The 16820-nt window shown below is 36.7% G+C and carries 13 protein-coding genes; 6 read left to right on the forward strand and 7 right to left on the reverse strand.

The window, feature by feature from the left end; all coding sequences use genetic code 11:
• The first annotated feature begins 15 nt into the window (after positions 1 to 15).
• The 6 genes from ACR9EA_RS01150 to ACR9EA_RS01175 are packed head-to-tail and all read left to right on the forward strand — an operon-like array spanning position 16 to position 5780.
• Positions 16 to 831, forward strand: a complete 816-nt coding sequence (locus ACR9EA_RS01150; protein WP_435136308.1) for a sensor histidine kinase — start codon at positions 16 to 18, stop codon at positions 829 to 831.
• Positions 828 to 1547 carry a LytR/AlgR family response regulator transcription factor gene (locus ACR9EA_RS01155; RefSeq protein WP_435136310.1) on the forward strand — a complete coding sequence of 240 codons (720 nt, stop codon included), beginning with the start codon at positions 828 to 830 and terminating at the stop codon, positions 1545 to 1547. The genes ACR9EA_RS01150 and ACR9EA_RS01155 overlap by 4 nt, the downstream gene beginning before the upstream one ends.
• A gap of 39 nt (positions 1548 to 1586) precedes the next feature.
• Complete coding sequence (locus tag ACR9EA_RS01160; RefSeq protein WP_435136313.1) at positions 1587 to 2930, forward strand: sugar MFS transporter; 1344 nt, start codon at positions 1587 to 1589, stop codon at positions 2928 to 2930.
• Positions 2931 to 2936: 6 nt separating this feature from the next.
• The gene (locus tag ACR9EA_RS01165; protein ID WP_435136316.1) at positions 2937 to 4028 is read left to right on the forward strand and encodes an acyltransferase family protein; all 1092 of its coding nucleotides are present in this window, start codon (positions 2937 to 2939) and stop codon (positions 4026 to 4028) included.
• 58 nt (positions 4029 to 4086) lie between these two features.
• Positions 4087 to 5343 carry a Y-family DNA polymerase gene (locus ACR9EA_RS01170; RefSeq protein ID WP_435136319.1) on the forward strand — a complete coding sequence of 419 codons (1257 nt, stop codon included), beginning with the start codon at positions 4087 to 4089 and terminating at the stop codon, positions 5341 to 5343.
• Complete coding sequence (locus ACR9EA_RS01175) at positions 5343 to 5780, forward strand: LexA family protein (RefSeq protein WP_435139923.1); 438 nt, start codon at positions 5343 to 5345, stop codon at positions 5778 to 5780. The genes ACR9EA_RS01170 and ACR9EA_RS01175 overlap by 1 nt, the downstream gene beginning before the upstream one ends.
• 77 nt (positions 5781 to 5857) lie before the next feature.
• Here ACR9EA_RS01175 and ACR9EA_RS01180 read toward each other — a convergent pair whose 3' ends face one another.
• From ACR9EA_RS01180 to ACR9EA_RS01210, 7 genes are all read right to left on the reverse strand, one after another.
• A complete protein-coding gene (locus ACR9EA_RS01180) occupies positions 5858 to 6151 on the reverse strand; it encodes a FoF1 ATP synthase subunit delta/epsilon (protein ID WP_435136321.1) in 294 nt (97 codons plus the stop codon).
• 91 nt (positions 6152 to 6242) lie between these two features.
• Positions 6243 to 7751, reverse strand: coding sequence for a F0F1 ATP synthase subunit beta (gene atpD, locus ACR9EA_RS01185; protein WP_435136324.1), 1509 nt, complete (start codon positions 7749 to 7751; stop codon positions 6243 to 6245).
• A gap of 166 nt (positions 7752 to 7917) precedes the next feature.
• A complete protein-coding gene (locus ACR9EA_RS01190; RefSeq protein ID WP_435136326.1) occupies positions 7918 to 9534 on the reverse strand; it encodes an SGNH/GDSL hydrolase family protein in 1617 nt (538 codons plus the stop codon).
• Between the two features lie 12 nt (positions 9535 to 9546).
• The gene (locus ACR9EA_RS01195; RefSeq protein ID WP_435136329.1) at positions 9547 to 12273 is read right to left on the reverse strand and encodes a TonB-dependent receptor; all 2727 of its coding nucleotides are present in this window, start codon (positions 12271 to 12273) and stop codon (positions 9547 to 9549) included.
• Positions 12274 to 12496: 223 nt separating this feature from the next.
• A complete protein-coding gene (gene glmS, locus ACR9EA_RS01200) occupies positions 12497 to 14344 on the reverse strand; it encodes a glutamine--fructose-6-phosphate transaminase (isomerizing) (RefSeq protein ID WP_435136332.1) in 1848 nt (615 codons plus the stop codon).
• Between the two features lie 6 nt (positions 14345 to 14350).
• Complete coding sequence (locus ACR9EA_RS01205; protein ID WP_435136335.1) at positions 14351 to 15964, reverse strand: DUF4270 domain-containing protein; 1614 nt, start codon at positions 15962 to 15964, stop codon at positions 14351 to 14353.
• Positions 15965 to 15989: 25 nt separating this feature from the next.
• Complete coding sequence (locus ACR9EA_RS01210) at positions 15990 to 16799, reverse strand: glycogen/starch synthase (protein ID WP_435136338.1); 810 nt, start codon at positions 16797 to 16799, stop codon at positions 15990 to 15992.
• Between the last annotated feature and the right edge of the window lie 21 nt (positions 16800 to 16820).

The raw sequence follows: 16820 nt of genomic DNA on the forward strand, positions 1-16820 counted from the left end.
CGTTATAGAACTTATTTGTTTTCATTAATATTGATGCTTGCTTTGGTGTATTTGGTTAGAACGGGTTTAAACTACTTGTTAGTAACCAAAGCCATTTGGCCAGAAGCCGAAAGTGCAGGTACATTTTTACAATTAAACCATATTATTGCTGTTGTTTTAGGCGAATTGTATGTAATTACATTTGTGTCGGCAATAAAATTATTAATAGATTGGAGTATCGAAAAACGACGCAACGAAGAGTTGGCTAAGCTTCAATTAAGTACAGAATTAAAATATTTGAGAACCCAAATTCAGCCACATTTCTTCTTTAATACGTTAAACAATTTATACGCTTTAACCTTAACAAAGTCTGATAATGCCCCACAATTGGTAATTAAAATATCCGATATGATGCAGTATGTGCTTTACGAGGTTAACAGCTCGAAAGCCGATTTATTAGACGAGATTAACCATATAAACAATTTTATAGATATTGCGCGTTTACGTTTTAACGAAAGTATAGAATTCGAAATGGATATTACTGGAGATATTGAAGATGTAGAAGTACCACCTTTATTGTTTTTAACCTTTATAGAAAACTGTTTTAAACACGGATTAAAAGACAGCGATAAGGTAAAGGTGTGTATGAGTTTTGAAATTACTAATAAAGATTATTTAGAGTTTAAACTTATAAACACATTTAATCCAGATTCTAACATTACCAACGAGCAGGGTATAGGCATTGCCAATACCAAACGCCGATTAAATTTATTGTTTTCGAGCAACTATGTTTTGGAAACCAGCATAAAAGATAATACGTATAATTTGTTTTTAAAAATCCCCATTAGATGAAAATTAAATGCGTTATAATCGACGATGAGTCTTTAGCTATTAAGGTTATAGAAGATCATTTAAAAAATTTCGACCATATAGAAGTGGTCGCTACTTTTACGAATCCACTTAAAGCGTATCCTATTTTAGAGCAGGAAAAAATAGATGTTATTTTTTTAGATATAAACATGCCGCAACTCAGTGGCTTTGCCTTTGTAGAAAACCTAAGTTATAAACCATTAATTGTAATTACCACAGCATATAGAGAGTATGCCGTAAAAAGTTTCGAGCTTAATGTTTTAGATTATCTTGTAAAACCCATACCGTTTAATAGGTTTTTAAAAACCATTAACAAGGTGTACCAACAAGTGTATATTAACAATGCCACAGCCGATTTAAATTTGCAACAAGAACCTCATATTTTTTTAAAGGTTAGCAAAAAACTAATAAAGGTTAATTTAAACGATATTTTATACATAGAAAGCCTTAAAGATTATATAAAAGTAATTACCACCTTGGGCGATTATGTAGTGCATAAATCGTTAACAGCAATTTCTGAAGAGTTGCCACAATCTAATTTTTTACGTGTACACCGGTCGTACACCATTTCCATAAATAAAATAAAATCTGTAGAAGGTAATACCATAGAAATTGCCAACAGAAAAATACCAATAGGGCGGAATTATGTTAAAGTAACGCGCGAGCGTATTTTTAATAACGAAGACCTGCAAAACTAAACAAAACCACATTACTAATTTAACAATCAATTTATTATCATGTCTAAAACTGTTGAAGCTTACGCGGCACAGAAAAGCAATTCGCTTGTGCCTATATGTATTATTGCTGGATTATTTTTCATTTTCGGATTTGTAACATGGATTAACGGAGCGCTTATTCCTTTTATGAAAACCATTAACGAACTTACCGATGCCCAGTCGTATTTGGTAGCTTCGGCATCGTATATTTCTTTTGTGGTTATGGCACTTCCAGCCTCTTATATTATAGGCAAAGTGGGATATAAAAAAGGCATGTCGTTAGGTTTAGCGATTATGGGAGTGGGGGCTTTGGTGTTTATTCCAGCAGCCGAAGCTAGAACATATACTTTGTTTTTAACGGGAATATTTATTCAAGGTTTAGGTATGACGTTGTTGCAAACAGCATCCAATCCGTATATCACAATTTTAGGGCCTATGAAAAGCGCCGCAAAGCGTATTGCAATTATGGGAATAGCAAACAAAGTGGCGGGTGCTTTAGGGTCTTTAATTTTCGGCGCTATTTTGTTATCCGGAATAGATGGTATTCAGGAACAATTAGCGACGGTATCTTCAGAAGAAAAAACAGAATTGCTTAATAACATGGCCGATAGTGTGGTTATGCCTTACATTATTATGGCTGTGGTGTTATTTATTCTAGCTATTTTAATTACAAAAGCACCGCTGCCACATGTAGAAGCAGAAGCTATTGAAGAAGATGTTACAGATGGTAATATACAAACCAAAAAAACAAGCATTTTTCAGTTTCCGCATTTATGGTTAGGGGTGTTAACTTTATTCCTGTATGTTGGGGTAGAAGTAATTGCGGGCGATACCATAATATCTTATGGCTTATCGTTAGGAATTCCTGGAGAAGAAGCAAAATCGTTTACGTTAATGACCTTAATGGCTATGGTGGCTACTTATGCTTTGGGAGTATTTTTAATACCAAAATATGTTAGTCAGGAGCTGGCCTTAAAAGCAAGTGCTATTTTAGGTGTTTTATTCTCTGTATGTATTTTATTTACTAACGGATTTACCTCGGTGCTTTTTGTTGCGGCATTAGGAATTTCTAATGCTTTGGTATGGCCCGCTATTTGGCCATTAGCTTTAAATGGTATGGGGAAATTTACTAAAACGGCTTCGGCCTTATTGGTTATGGCTATTTCTGGTGGCGCGATTATTCCACCACTTTATGGCGCATTAGTCGATTCAAAGAAAGAAGAATTGTTAGTTCAAGGTGTAGAGCAGGCCACTGCCACAGCAACATCGGCAACCTCTGGGTACTGGATTTTAATACCGTGTTATGCGTTCATATTATTTTATGCCGTTTATGGTCATAAAATAGGATTAAGAAAATCGAAATAATAGCTTATGGCGCAACGTATTGAATCTGTTGACTTGCTTCGTGGCATTACCATTGCTGCTATGATTTTAGTTAATACACCAGGCGATTGGGGGAGTGTATATGCTCCTTTACTCCATGCCGATTGGCACGGCTTAACGCCTACAGATTTAATCTTTCCGTTCTTTTTGTTTATTGTGGGCATCTCTATTTATTACGCTTATAAAAACAAGACGAAATCGAACGCGGTGTACAAAAAAATAGCGATAAGAAGTTTGAAGCTAATAGCCTTGGGTTTATTCTTGAATGCATTTACACCTGTGCCTCCCTTTGTGGAATCTTTAGAAACAGTACGTCTTCCTGGTGTACTGCAACGTATAGGTATTGTGTTTTTTGTAACGGCTTGGTTATATCTTAATTTACATTGGCGTTATTTGGTTGTTGTCGTAATTTTTATTCTAATTGCTTATTGGTTGTTCTTAGGTTTTGTTCCGTTTTCAGACGGTACAATGCCAACGTTTGATAGAGCACCTAACAATTGGTCAAATTTTATAGATTTACAGATTTTAGGAAAACACATGTGGCAACCCGATTACGATCCCGAGGGCATAATGGGAACGTTTCCTGCTATTGCCACTTGTATTTTAGGGGTGCTAATTGGCAAACTTTTAGATATGGATACCGTTAATAAAACAATTAAACTTTTAGCTGTTGGTTTTAGTTTTACGGTTTTAGGTTATTTGTGGCATCAAATTTATCCAATAAATAAAGCACTTTGGAGTAGTAGTTTTGTGTTGGTAACAGCAGGTATTGGTACTGTAATTTTAGGTGTTATTTATTACATTGTAGATGTAAAACAAAAGCATTTTGGAGCAATCTTTAAATATGCTGGTATGAATGCCATAACGGTTTATTTTCTGTCTAGTTTAATCAGTAAAATATTCTATACCATTCCTGTAGGTAGTGGTAATTCTATCCACGGTTGGCTGTATCAAACCTGCTTTGTGTTCAACGGTTTAGCATCTAAACTGTCATCGTTACTATATGCCTTAAGTGTTGTTTTATGCTACTTAATTTTGGGATATTATTTATACAGAAAACGAATCTTCATTAAAGTTTAACAGCTTAAAGCATTTCAATTTTTTATAACATACATGAAAATGATGTACCTTTATCACCATGTATGCGCTTGTAGATTGTAATAATTTTTATGCTTCTTGCGAACGGGTTTTTAACCCTAATTTAAGAGGTAAACCCATTGCCATTTTATCTAATAACGATGGCTGTGTAATCTCGCGTAGTGATGAAGCGAAACGATTGGGGTTGCCTATGGGGGCTCCAGCTTTTAAATACGAGCAATTTTTTAAAGCTAATACTATAAAAGTTTTTTCTTCTAATTATCCGTTGTATGGCGATATGAGCAGTCGGGTAATGCGCATTTTAGAACAATTTACGCCAGATGTTGAGGTGTATAGCATAGACGAAGCGTTTTTAGAATTTAAAGGATTTAGAAACGTCGATTTTAATGAATACGGTTCGACTATTAGAACGCGAATTTTAAAATGGACAGGTATTCCTACCTGTGTTGGTATAGCGCCAACAAAAGCGTTGTCTAAAGTCGCTAATAAAATAGCTAGAAAGTTCCCAGAGCAAACAAAGGGTGTGTTTGTAATAGATTCTGAGGCGTCTCGAATCAAAGCGTTAAAGTGGATGAAAATAGAGGATGTTTGGGGTATAGGCCGAAGATTAGCCAAACGTTTACAAGCAAAACGCTGCAAAACGGCTTACGATTTTACACAACTTTCAGATGCTGTTATTAGAAAGGAATTTTCTATTACCGAATGGAAATTAAAACAAGACCTCTTAGGGCGGGCCACGTTAAAATTGGAAGAGCGGGTTCCTAAAAAAGCTATTGCGACTACAAGGAGTTTTGAAGGCACTATATCTAATTGTAACGATATTACAGAACGCATTTCTACATTTGCAAGTAGTTGTGCCGAGAAGCTAAGAAAACAAGGCAGCCGTTGCCATATGATTGTTTTGCATTTAAGCAGCGACAGGCACAAAGTAAGCGATGCTCAAGAGTATGCTAAAAAAATTATAGCTTTACCTTTTCCTACTAATTCCACCTTACTTATTTGTGCCCAGGCGGCAGCTGCTGCAAAACAAATGTTTAAAACGGGTATAAAATATAAACGTGCAGGGGTAATAGTTACTGGTTTAGTAGATAACGATGCGTTTCAACTAAATTTATTCGATGTAGAAAACCCGAAACACAAACCTTTAATGGATACAATAGATACGTTGAATTCTAAATATAAAGGCTATAAGATTAAATTGGGAAACCAAGATTTAGAACGTACATGGAAAATGAAACAAGAGCGATTATCGCCACGTTATACCACAAATATTAACGATATTATTATTGTAAAATGATGTTACATAAAACACCAAAATTAACGTTTTTTACGCCAGAAGTAGTTCCCGATTCTGGGGCTGTTTTTGTAGATTCTGGTATTTCTGCCGGGTTTCCTTCGCCTGCAGACGATTTTAAGGAAGAACGCTTGTCGTTAGATGAAGAACTGGTAAAAAACAGAGAGGCTACTTTTTTTGCACGTGTAAGCGGGCAAAGTATGATAGGCGCAGGTTTAGATGATAACGATTTACTGGTAATCGATAGAAGTTTAGAAGCTACACACAATAAAATTGCCGTTTGTTTTTTAGATGGTGAATTTACGGTAAAACGATTAAAGGTTGAAGGTAGTGACATTTGGTTGTTACCAGAAAACCCAAAGTACGACCCAATACAAATAACCGAGGCTAACGATTTTGTTATTTGGGGTATTGTAACCAATGTTATAAAACGGGTGTAGCAAGATGTTTACAGTATAAAATATAAAAGCCGCAAAATGATTATTTTGCGGCTTTTTGTATGGTAGAAATAAAATAATTAATCGGCTAAGATGATTATTTTATTGTCTTTTAATTCTAATGTCCCAGATTTTATATTTAAAGTTAAAATTTTGCTGTCGGACACATGAGGTGCTACCTCTGGATGTAATTTGTCGTATTCTAAGTGGTTTTGTGTATGCACTTTAATCTTTACAGTACCAGCGGTTAATAACGAAACTATAGCGGCGTGGTTGTTAAGCATTTCAAACTCTCCATCTACACCTGGTACAGTAACAGCATCTACTTCCGAGCTAAACAAAGTGGCTTCTGGCGATACAATTTCTAAATACATATTTTTTAAAATTAAGAATTAAGAATTAAGAAGTCGGAATTAAAGAGGGTCGTCTATTCATCATAACTCTTCATTCATAATTCTGAATTATTTACGCGTCTGCAAGCATTTTTTCTCCAGCTTCGATAGCTTCTTCAATAGAACCTTTAAGGTTAAATGCAGCTTCTGGTAAGTGATCTAATTCACCATCCATAATCATGTTAAACCCTTTAATGGTTTCTTTAATGTCTACTAACACTCCAGGAATACCTGTAAACTGCTCTGCTACGTGGAATGGCTGAGATAAGAAACGTTGTACACGTCTAGCTCTACCTACAGCTAATTTATCTTCTTCAGATAATTCCTCCATACCAAGAATAGCAATAATATCTTGTAATTCTTTGTAACGTTGTAATAACTCTTTTACGCGTTGCGCACAGTCGTAGTGCTCTTTTCCTAAAATTTCTTTAGTAAGAATTCTAGATGTAGAATCTAACGGATCTACCGCTGGATAAATACCTAATTCAGCAATTTTACGAGATAATACGGTAGTAGCATCTAAGTGAGCAAATGTTGTTGCAGGAGCCGGGTCTGTTAAGTCATCCGCAGGTACGTAAACCGCTTGTACAGATGTAATAGATCCTGTTTTTGTAGATGTAATACGCTCTTGCATTGCACCCATTTCTGTGGCTAATGTTGGTTGGTAACCTACCGCAGATGGCATACGACCTAAAAGTGCCGATACCTCAGAACCTGCTTGTGTAAAACGGAAAATGTTATCTACAAAGAAAAGTACGTCTTTTCCTTGTCCGTCACCAGCACCATCACGAAAATATTCTGCAATAGATAAACCAGATAAGGCCACACGAGCACGAGCTCCAGGTGGTTCGTTCATCTGTCCGAATACGAAAGTTGCTTTAGAGTCTTTCATGATGTTTTTATCTACTTTAGATAAATCCCATCCGCCAGCTTCCATAGAATGCATAAAGTCATCACCGTATTTAATAATACCAGACTCTAACATTTCTCTTAAAAGGTCGTTTCCTTCACGAGTTCTTTCACCTACACCAGCAAATACTGATAAACCACCGTGACCTTTAGCAATGTTGTTAATTAATTCCTGAATTAATACCGTTTTACCTACACCGGCACCACCAAATAATCCAATTTTACCTCCTTTTGCATAAGGCTCAATAAGGTCGATTACTTTAATACCTGTAAATAAAACTTCTGTAGATGTAGATAAATCTTCAAATTTAGGTGCTTGTCTGTGAATTGGTAAACCAGCATCACCAGTTTTAGGTAAGTTTCCTAAACCATCGATAGCATCTCCAATTACATTAAATAAACGTCCGTATACATTATCTCCAATTGGTATTTGGATAGGTGCACCAGTAGCAACCACTTCTGTACCTCTGCTTAAACCATCCGAAGAGTCCATCGCGATAGTACGTACTGTATCTTCTCCAATATGAGACTGTACTTCTAGTACTAAAAGTGAACCATCTGGTCGTTTAATTTCTAATGAATCGTAAATTTTTGGAAGTTCGCCTTCTTTTTCGAATACCACATCGATAACTGGACCAACTATTTGTGCAACTTTACCTGTAACTTTTGACATTACCTATCTGTTTATTGTTTTGCTTTAAATTTTCACGAAAAAGTTTATTTTTTCGCGCTGCAAAGATAGAAGATTAAATTTAAAATAAAATATGTTTTTTAGCTTTTTTGCTATATGAAAAACGCCCTCAAAAGGAAGGCGTTTTTTTTGGGTTTTAAAATATAATTTATTGAAGCGTAGGAGAATAGTTTGTTGGGTAATCTCCTAGCTTTACCAAGTTGCCAGAGGCTTCAAAATTCGATTGGTATGTGGCATCTATGGCTTTCATAAATTCGTTTGCCATTAATGCATAACCTCTAGAGGTAAGGTGTACTCCATCTAAAGAAAAAGCACCCCCAGTAACCAATTGGGTGTTAAAAATAAAATCGTCGGCACCATAGCCTGCAGGGCTTGCTACTTGTTGTAAAATCCAATTAGCATCTACAAAAGCTAAGTTTGCTTGGTCTGCAGTTGCTTTTATGGTTGTGTTAAACTGTTGGGTAGCTGTTTTAACTTCTTGTTGTTCAGTAGGAATTAGTACCCATTTGTCTTCTAAAGGTAGTGTAATGCCTTCTGCCGAAAATTGATACGCAACAGCTTCTGGTAAACCCTGACTTATAAGCGCGTTGGCAATGGTTGTGTTTACAGTGCCTATTACAGCACTACTCGGCAATACAAACAGGTCGTTTTCGTTGGCTTGTCTAGCTTGTCCGTAGGTGCTTCCTAGTAAAGGTGCTACTATAGGTGCCGCTGCTGCTGGTAATCCCATTTGCTCTAAAAACGCAGGAAAAGTAGGGCTAGCAAGTAAAGCACCTGTAATTTGATTGGATAAATCGGTTAAGCTTTCGTCTTTTATAACGACTGCGCTAGCGTCGGTTGTTGAAAATACAATGTTGCGATCGGAAGCACCTAAAGCTGTAAAAATTTGATTTAAAGCGCCATAAACCATGTTCAGTGTTGGTATTTGTGAAGCAAAATCTGGATTTGTAGGATCTAAAGGATTATAAGGAACCGTTGTAAAATGCGCAATGCTGGTTACGTCTGGAATATTCGCAACCACACCTTTTGCACCAGCAGAAGTTAACGTGTTAACTAACGTCGAGTAAGCATAATCGAAAGTGGTTTTTTCGGTAATAGGGTTGCTATTATCGCCACCAGAAAGTGCGTAGCCTAACACATCGTTATTGCCAATCCACAGCGAAAAGAACGTTGGGTTTTGTGCCATTGCCAATTCTAAAACAGAAGCATCAGGCGTACTGCCAGTCATTCTTATAAAATATGGGTTGGCAAGACCAGCGGATAGATTTCCGATGTTTCCATAACCATTGGCTAATAAGTGGAAACTTTTCGCCCCTGGAACGCCTAAATTATTAAAAGGTCCTGTTGGATTATTTGCTGCAATATCTGTAGTAACGGTTACAGGTCCAATAACAGATTCCAAAGCTACGGGCGCTCCTCCTGTGGTTACTAACCTAGGATTGAAACCAGGAAGTCTATTTCCTGCAAGCGCTAATCCACCATAGTTATCATTCATTAGAGGTTGATTAAAATCTGCCCCGCCTAATAGTAGAAATTTTTGTGATAATATGTTAGGGAACGAATTGTTTTGTGCCGCAATAAACAAGGCATTGTCTGTATACCCAGAAGTAAGCGAATTCCCTAAAGCCACGTAGGTAGAAAAATCGGCAGTACCAGTGGTTAAATCGGGAAGCGTGTTTGTGTTTTCGGAAGCATTATCATCGTCGTTACTACAGGATGCAAAACTTAATGCTAATGTTGCTAACCATATATATTTTAATTTCATAAGTGATTTGAATTATAAATTGTTAATTGTCCAAGATACATAATACATAGATCCTATATAGCCAGTACCAATAGCGGTAAAGTATTCGTCGCCTAACATGTTTGTAGCGCCTAGTTTAAATGAAGATTTTAACTTTGGGACTCTGTAATTTAATTGCGCATCTAAAGTATGGTAGGCTGGAATGTCGCCATCTCCAAATGTTGCTTGCCAAAAATAAGCATCACTCCAGCGCCAAGCTACATTAAAACCAAAATTGGTAAACAAATCGGTGTTACCAAAACCTACTTTTACTTTGTGCTCTGGGGTGTTAAAGCTAGTTCTGAAATCTGGATATTTTGCTTGATCGAAATCTTGCTTAGAGTACGTGTAGTTGGCACTTAAATCATAATCGCCAAATACTTTAGTAGAGGCTTGTACAGAAGCACCGTAAGCATTTACATCGGCATCGGAGTTTGTGTAAGTCTGGTAGGCTTTATAATCGCCGTTTTGCAGTGCTGCTAACGATAAACTATTGTCTCCTACTGTACCATAAAAGGGAACGAGTACTGTTTCGTTCGAAATAAAATCTGTATACGAATTGTAGTATACGCTTAAATCGATAATGGTATGATCTAATTTACCACGATAGCCTATTTCGAAAGACGATACGCGTTCTGGTTTCACAATATCAACATCTGAAGCTACAGGAGCACCATTCTCTACAGAGTTTAAAGAAAAGGAATTTTCGTAAGCTGCACGACCAACTACAGACGTGGTTGCTGGTTGGCCCATAGCTTGCCCACTGGCGCTAATGTTATATGTTCGTACATCGCGATCTAAATTACTTTCTGCCGATCCTACTAAAATGGCTCTACCAGCATCTAAACCTATAAATAAATCTTGCGTGGTTGGATTTCTAAAACCAGTTTGGAACGAACCTCTAATATTATGGTCGCCTTGTTTACCCATGGTATAGCCTAAAGATAATCGTGGCGAGAAGAAACCGTCAAAAAGTTCCGATTTATCGTAACGTAAGGATGCTGTAAGTTTTAAGGCTTCATTTTCTAAGAATTTTTTCTGAACTTGAGTGTAAAAGCCCATTTCAGAATATTTTATAGGGCCATCATTATCGGTGTAAATAGTACCGAAGGAATTTAAGTCGTATTGTCTAAACGATCCACCAACTTGAATTTCTGCCCAATCAATTAAATGGCTAAAATTGTAGTTTGCGTCGGCATGGTAGTATTTTGAAGCGTCTTGAAATTTAGAACCCGTATTTAAATCGGGATCATTTGTAACTTTTTCAAATGCTTCATTAAAAGCGGCTGTTCCAGGTTCTAGTCGGCCTTCGTCTGCAGCAGCTCTTGCCAATTTATGGGCTTCGGTATCTGTCATGCCACCTAAGGTAGCGCCTGCATAGGTTTGAATGTAGTCTCCAAACCAATCTTGGTCACTTTTCCAGGTTCTGTTAATGTTTATTCCTGTAAATACCATGTCGTAAGAATCTCCAGCTTTATCGCCTACCATATACCCGCGTACAAAAAAGTTGTCGTTTCTAACTTCTATTTTATGTTGTTGTTGAAAAAAGTCGGCAATATTATATCTGTTGGTTCCTTGGTAGATGGTGTTTCCTGTTCCTACTTTTCCAACATATTGAATCTCGAAATCGTCTTTCCATGGTCTAAAATAGACTCCCCAATCGCCTTTTATACTTTGCGCTTTGTATTCGGTTAACACATTTTCGTTATACCCCGTTCTGCTTACTACTACATCTGGAATAATGCCCAAACCGCCAGAGGCTGCTCTAATATTTGTAGATACTTCGTCGCCATATACGTTATAACCATCGTAGTCTACGGCGTCTCTTGTTGCTCCCGTTCCAGGTTTCCCTTGGTAATTATCGGCAGCCCAGTCTGTACCTTTTAGCCAGCCAAAATTGACTTTTACAGCAAAAGCATCGCTAAATTTATGTGCGATTCTTACACCTACATCGGTATAAGAGTTGGTGCCAGCTGCATCTTGGGTGGTAATACCTTGCTTAACGTAGCCGCTTATTCCTGAAAACTCGAAAGGATTTTTACTGCGCATAAATAAAATACCATTAAAGGCATTTGCTCCATACAGAGCCGAAGATGCTCCTGGAAGTAATTCTACACTAAGTACATCGGTTTCTGTCATTCCTACCAAATTTCCTAACGGAAAGTTTAGGGCAGGAGTCGAGTTGTCCATACCGTCTACCAACTGCATAAATCGGGTGTTGGAAAACGATGCGAATCCTCTGGTGTTAATGGATTTAAAGGTTAAACTATTGGTGTTAATATCTACGCCTTTAAGATTTTCTAAACCATCATAGAAATCGGCAGAGGCTGTGTTTTTTATTTCTTTTAAACCAAAACGTTCTACGGTAACGGGCGACTCGAATATGCGCTCTGGCGTTCTAGACGCCGAAATAACAACTTCGTCCAGCTCTGTTCCTTCTTTAAGGGTAAAAGCTAAAGTTTGATTGTTTTGCGAAACCTCGATGATTTGTTTATCGAAACCTACGCTACTGGCCTGAACCGTAAAAGGTGGATTTTGATTAACCGTTAAGGTGAAATTTCCATCAAAATCGGTTACAGTCCCAGTAGAAGTTCCTAATACAATAATATTAGCTCCAGGTATCGGCTGGCTATTATCATCTGTAACACTTCCGGAAATTGTAGTTTGTGCAAAGGTTACTGCACAAACAAGCATAACCATAAAGGAAAGAATGTTTTTCATATTTAAGTTTAAGTTGGATTATTTTATGAGCAATATACATTTTTTACACCATCTGAAAAAGAAAGTTGATAAAAATTATGCATGCATAGTAAAAAATCGTCAAAAAAAGTAATAAATATTTATTGAATTCTTATTTAAGGGAAGGTGTATTCGTAATAAAAACAAAGGCATTTTCATGAAATTGAAAATGCCTTTGCGTGATAAAATGTGTTGTATGTTATGTTTACTCTACAGTAACCGATTTTGCTAAGTTACGTGGCTGATCTACATTTTTGCCCAACATTACTGCAATATGGTACGATAATAATTGTAGCGGAATGGTAGTTAAAAGCGGCGACAGCGCTTCTAAAGTTTCAGGAACTTCTATAACGTGGTCTGCTAAGTCTTTTACCTGAGTATCTCCTTCTGTAACTACGCCAATAATTTTTCCTTTTCTAGATTTTATTTCCTGAATATTACTTACTACTTTTTCGTAATGCCCTTTTTTGGTAGCAATTACAATTACAGGCATTTGCTCGTCTATTAAAGCAATAGGGCCGTGCTTCATTTCTGCTGCTGGGTAGCCTTCTGCGTGTATGTAAGAGATTTCTTTTAATTTTAAAGCACCTTCTAAAGCTACAGGGAAATTATATCCTCTACCTAAATACAAACAGTTTTTGGCTGTTTTATAAATGTCGGCTACGGTTTTTACATAGCTGTCCGATTCTAATGCCTTTTTAACTTTATCGGGAATAAGTTCCAATTCGATTAAATGATGACGGAAATCGGAGCTAGAAATAGTGCCTTTAGCTCTAGCCAAACGCAATGCGATAAGCGATAGTACCGTTATTTGTGTTGTGAACGCTTTTGTTGAAGCAACACCAATTTCTGGGCCAGCATGTGTATAAGCTCCTGCATGGGTTTCTCTGGCGATAGAAGAACCTACAACATTACAAACGCCAAATACAAAAGCACCTTTAGATTTTGCTAATTTTATAGCGGCCAAAGTATCGGCAGTTTCGCCAGATTGCGAGATGGCAATAACAATATCTTTTTCTGTAATAACCGGATTTCTATATCTGAATTCCGAAGCATATTCTACTTCTACAGGAATTCTTGCCAAATCTTCAAAAATATATTCCGAAACCAGACCTGCATGCCAAGATGTACCGCAGGCAACAATTATAATGCGTTCCGCATTTAAGAATTTCTTCATATTGTCTTCTACGCCAGACATTTTTATAATGGCTTCGTTAGACAATAAACGACCTCTAAAGGTGTCTAGAATAGCACTTGGTTGCTCGTAAATTTCTTTTAACATAAAATGTTCGTAGCCGCCTTTTTCTATTTGTTCAAGATTTAATTGTAAGGCTTGAACGTAAGGGTCTACCATAGAGTCGTCTTTAATTTTTCTAATTTTTACGTCTCTACCTAATCTTATAATTGCTAATTCTTCGTCTTCTAAATAAATGGCATTTTTAGTAAATTCTAAAAATGGCGAAGCGTCGCTAGCTATAAAAAATTCGTCTTTACCAACACCAATTGCTAAGGGGCTTCCTAAGCGTGCTGCAATAATCTCGTCGGGTTTATTTTTATCGAAAACCGCAATGGCATAAGCACCGATGACTTGATTTAAAGCCACCTGAACAGCTTTACCAAGTTTCAAGTTTTCTTTGCTCATTACATCTTCAATAAGGTTTACCAGAACTTCGGTATCGGTATCCGATTTAAAGGTGTAACCTCTTTCTTTTAGAGCTTTTTTTAAGGACTCGTAGTTTTCGATAATACCGTTGTGGATAATCACTAGATTCTCAGAATTGGAATAGTGCGGATGTGAGTTAACATCGTTAGGGACTCCATGGGTTGCCCATCGGGTATGACCTAAAGCAATATGGCCATCTGTTGTTAATTCTCTTTTTACTTTATCTTCTAGGTCGACAACTTTGCCTTTGGTTTTGGCAACTTTTAGATGTTCGCCATCAAAAAGTGCAATGCCAGCACTGTCGTAACCACGATATTCTAGGCGTTTAAGACCGTTTATTACAATTGGGTAGGCTTCTCTGTAGCCTATATATCCTACAATTCCACACATAGCTTTTTAGTTTTCTGTTTCAGTATCGGTATAGTAAATTTCGAATTTTACACGTAAATTTTCAGGAACATTACTGTTGGATCCATATAAAATAGTGCCTTTAGGCTCTAACACTGCTCCAGAAGGGAGTGTTGTTATCTCGTCGTTGTCGCTGTTTAATAAACGTGCATTTGAAACATTGTTTACATTTGTTGATAAAACTACGCCTAATTTAGTATTAGTTGAGTCTTTAAGCAAAATATTTTTGATGTGTTCTGTTAATCTGATTTTGTATTGGTGTGCACCGCCTACGCTTTCTGTTCTTTGCCCTAAGTGATAAATTTTTGAGTTATACGGGTCTGAGGTATTTGAAGATGGGTCGTAACCGTCTACATAATCTACCAAAGGCATGTTGTTTTTTACATCGTAAATATAGATTCTGTCGTAAGTATGGTAATCGTCGGCAGTATATACTTTGTTAGGGTCTTCGTAAATAATTAATTGAGCTTCGTTAATAAGCCACTTGTTTTTCTTATTTTGGAATTCATTCAAAACATCCGAAAGGCCGTCACCGTCGTCGTCTTGGCCATAAAATAAATCGATAACACCCATAGAGCCTTCGCCGCCTTTAAGGTATAAGTTTTCATCGCCATCGGTAGTATTACCATCGGCGTATTCGGTATCGCTTTCAATGGTATTTAATCGGGTAGTGTTAAATTTTAATACGTATTCTGATGAAAGATATTCTTCGGAATCTTCGTCGCTAGAATCGTAATTGTCATTTCTGTAGGTGTAATATAAGGTAATGGCAGCATCGGTATTAGAAAGGTTTATTAAGGTTTGATGACCTCTATTGCTTACAGATTCTGTTTTAAAATATACACCTCTAAAATAATTTACAAAATTATCTTGATTACTTAATACAGGGCTACCTTCCTGGTTAATAATTAATTCTTGCCAGAAATCTTTATTTGGTAATAGGGTTTTTAAGCGTGGCGATAAGCGTTCTAAAGTATCATTTTCTTCGGTTTCTTCGTTAAGTTCTGTAATATAAATTTCTGAAGGATCTGGTAAGAACTCGCCATTTTCGTAAAGTAACTGCCCCGTAAAATTATTGAAATTTATGGTCTCGTTGGCATTCGAGTAATAAATTTGGGCTTCGTCAAAATTCGAGTCAGGATCTAAAGTTCTTAGGTAGTATGTGTTTTGGTACAACGATAATTTTATTGGATCGCTACCAAATAACGAATCTAATTGATATGTAGAATTTCCATCATCATCTGTTTCTAACAGTGTAGAATAATATGGTAAAGTTAGCACTACAGAATCTACAGTGGCTTGGGTACCAAATGTAGGATTGTAGCTTTGCGGTACCATTTGCGAAACAATATTGGCGGTGCTTGGCCCATATTCAGGATCGTTAAATACGCCAAGTAGGTTAGACGACAATCCGGTGGTTTGTACAGGCTTTACTTTTTTTGTGTAAGCAAGAACAGGAAAACGGGCGCTATCTGTAGCAAAATCCTTATTTCCTATAATGTTGGTGCCTATGGTGTTGTAATCTTTATCGCAACTTATAAAAGCGCAGATTAATAAAATAAAGATGCTATAGCGTTTAAATACGTTTAAAATCTTTTTCATAGATGTAAAATGGGTGTAGCGCTTATTATTTTAAGACTTCGGTCATGTAAAAATTAGAATAAGCCTCGCTAAATTCTTCTTTATCTTTATATTCTAAAACAGGTTTATCTACACTGTTAAGATGTGCTGTTAGCTCGTCTGGAATTTCTTCGGAAGCGACAATTACGGCATCGGAATAGTCTATAGCAACTTTCATTAAATTGTTGTAAGACGGCTCGCTAAGCGTATTAACAACGTTGTCGTTTACATTGTCGAATTTCACTTTTGATGCCATTTCTTTATTTAATGTGCCTTCAAAACCTTGGTTGTAAATAGATGTTACAATTTTACTGTCGCTAAATAAAGGCTCGCCAGCAAAATACTCTTTAAGGTAAAGTGGTAAAAGAGCAGCCAACCAACCGTGAACATGAATAATATCTGGCGACCAGTTTAATTTTTTAACCGTTTCTATAACACCTTTGGCAAAGAAAATAGCACGTTCGTCGTTGTCTTCAAAAAGAGCGCCATTCTCGTCGGTTAGCGTCGCTTTTCGTTTAAAATATTCGTCGTTATCTATAAAATAAACTTGAATGCGTTCTTTAGGTATCGAGGCCACTTTTATAATAAGAGGCATGTCTAAATCGTTAATAACTAAGTTGATACCTGAAAGTCTTATAACCTCGTGTAATTGATGTCTTCTTTCGTTTATATTACCATATCTTGGCATAAAAATCCTAATCTGGCCACCTTGTTGGTTTACCATTCTAGGGGCTTCAAACGACATGGATGAGATTTCTGTTTCTGGTAAATAGGGAACTACTTCAGATGATACGTATAATATCCTCTTATCTTTCATAAATTACTCGGCTTTTTGAAA

It is taken from the genome of Formosa sp. A9, assembly GCF_051200825.1.
Classification (GTDB): domain Bacteria; phylum Bacteroidota; class Bacteroidia; order Flavobacteriales; family Flavobacteriaceae; genus Formosa.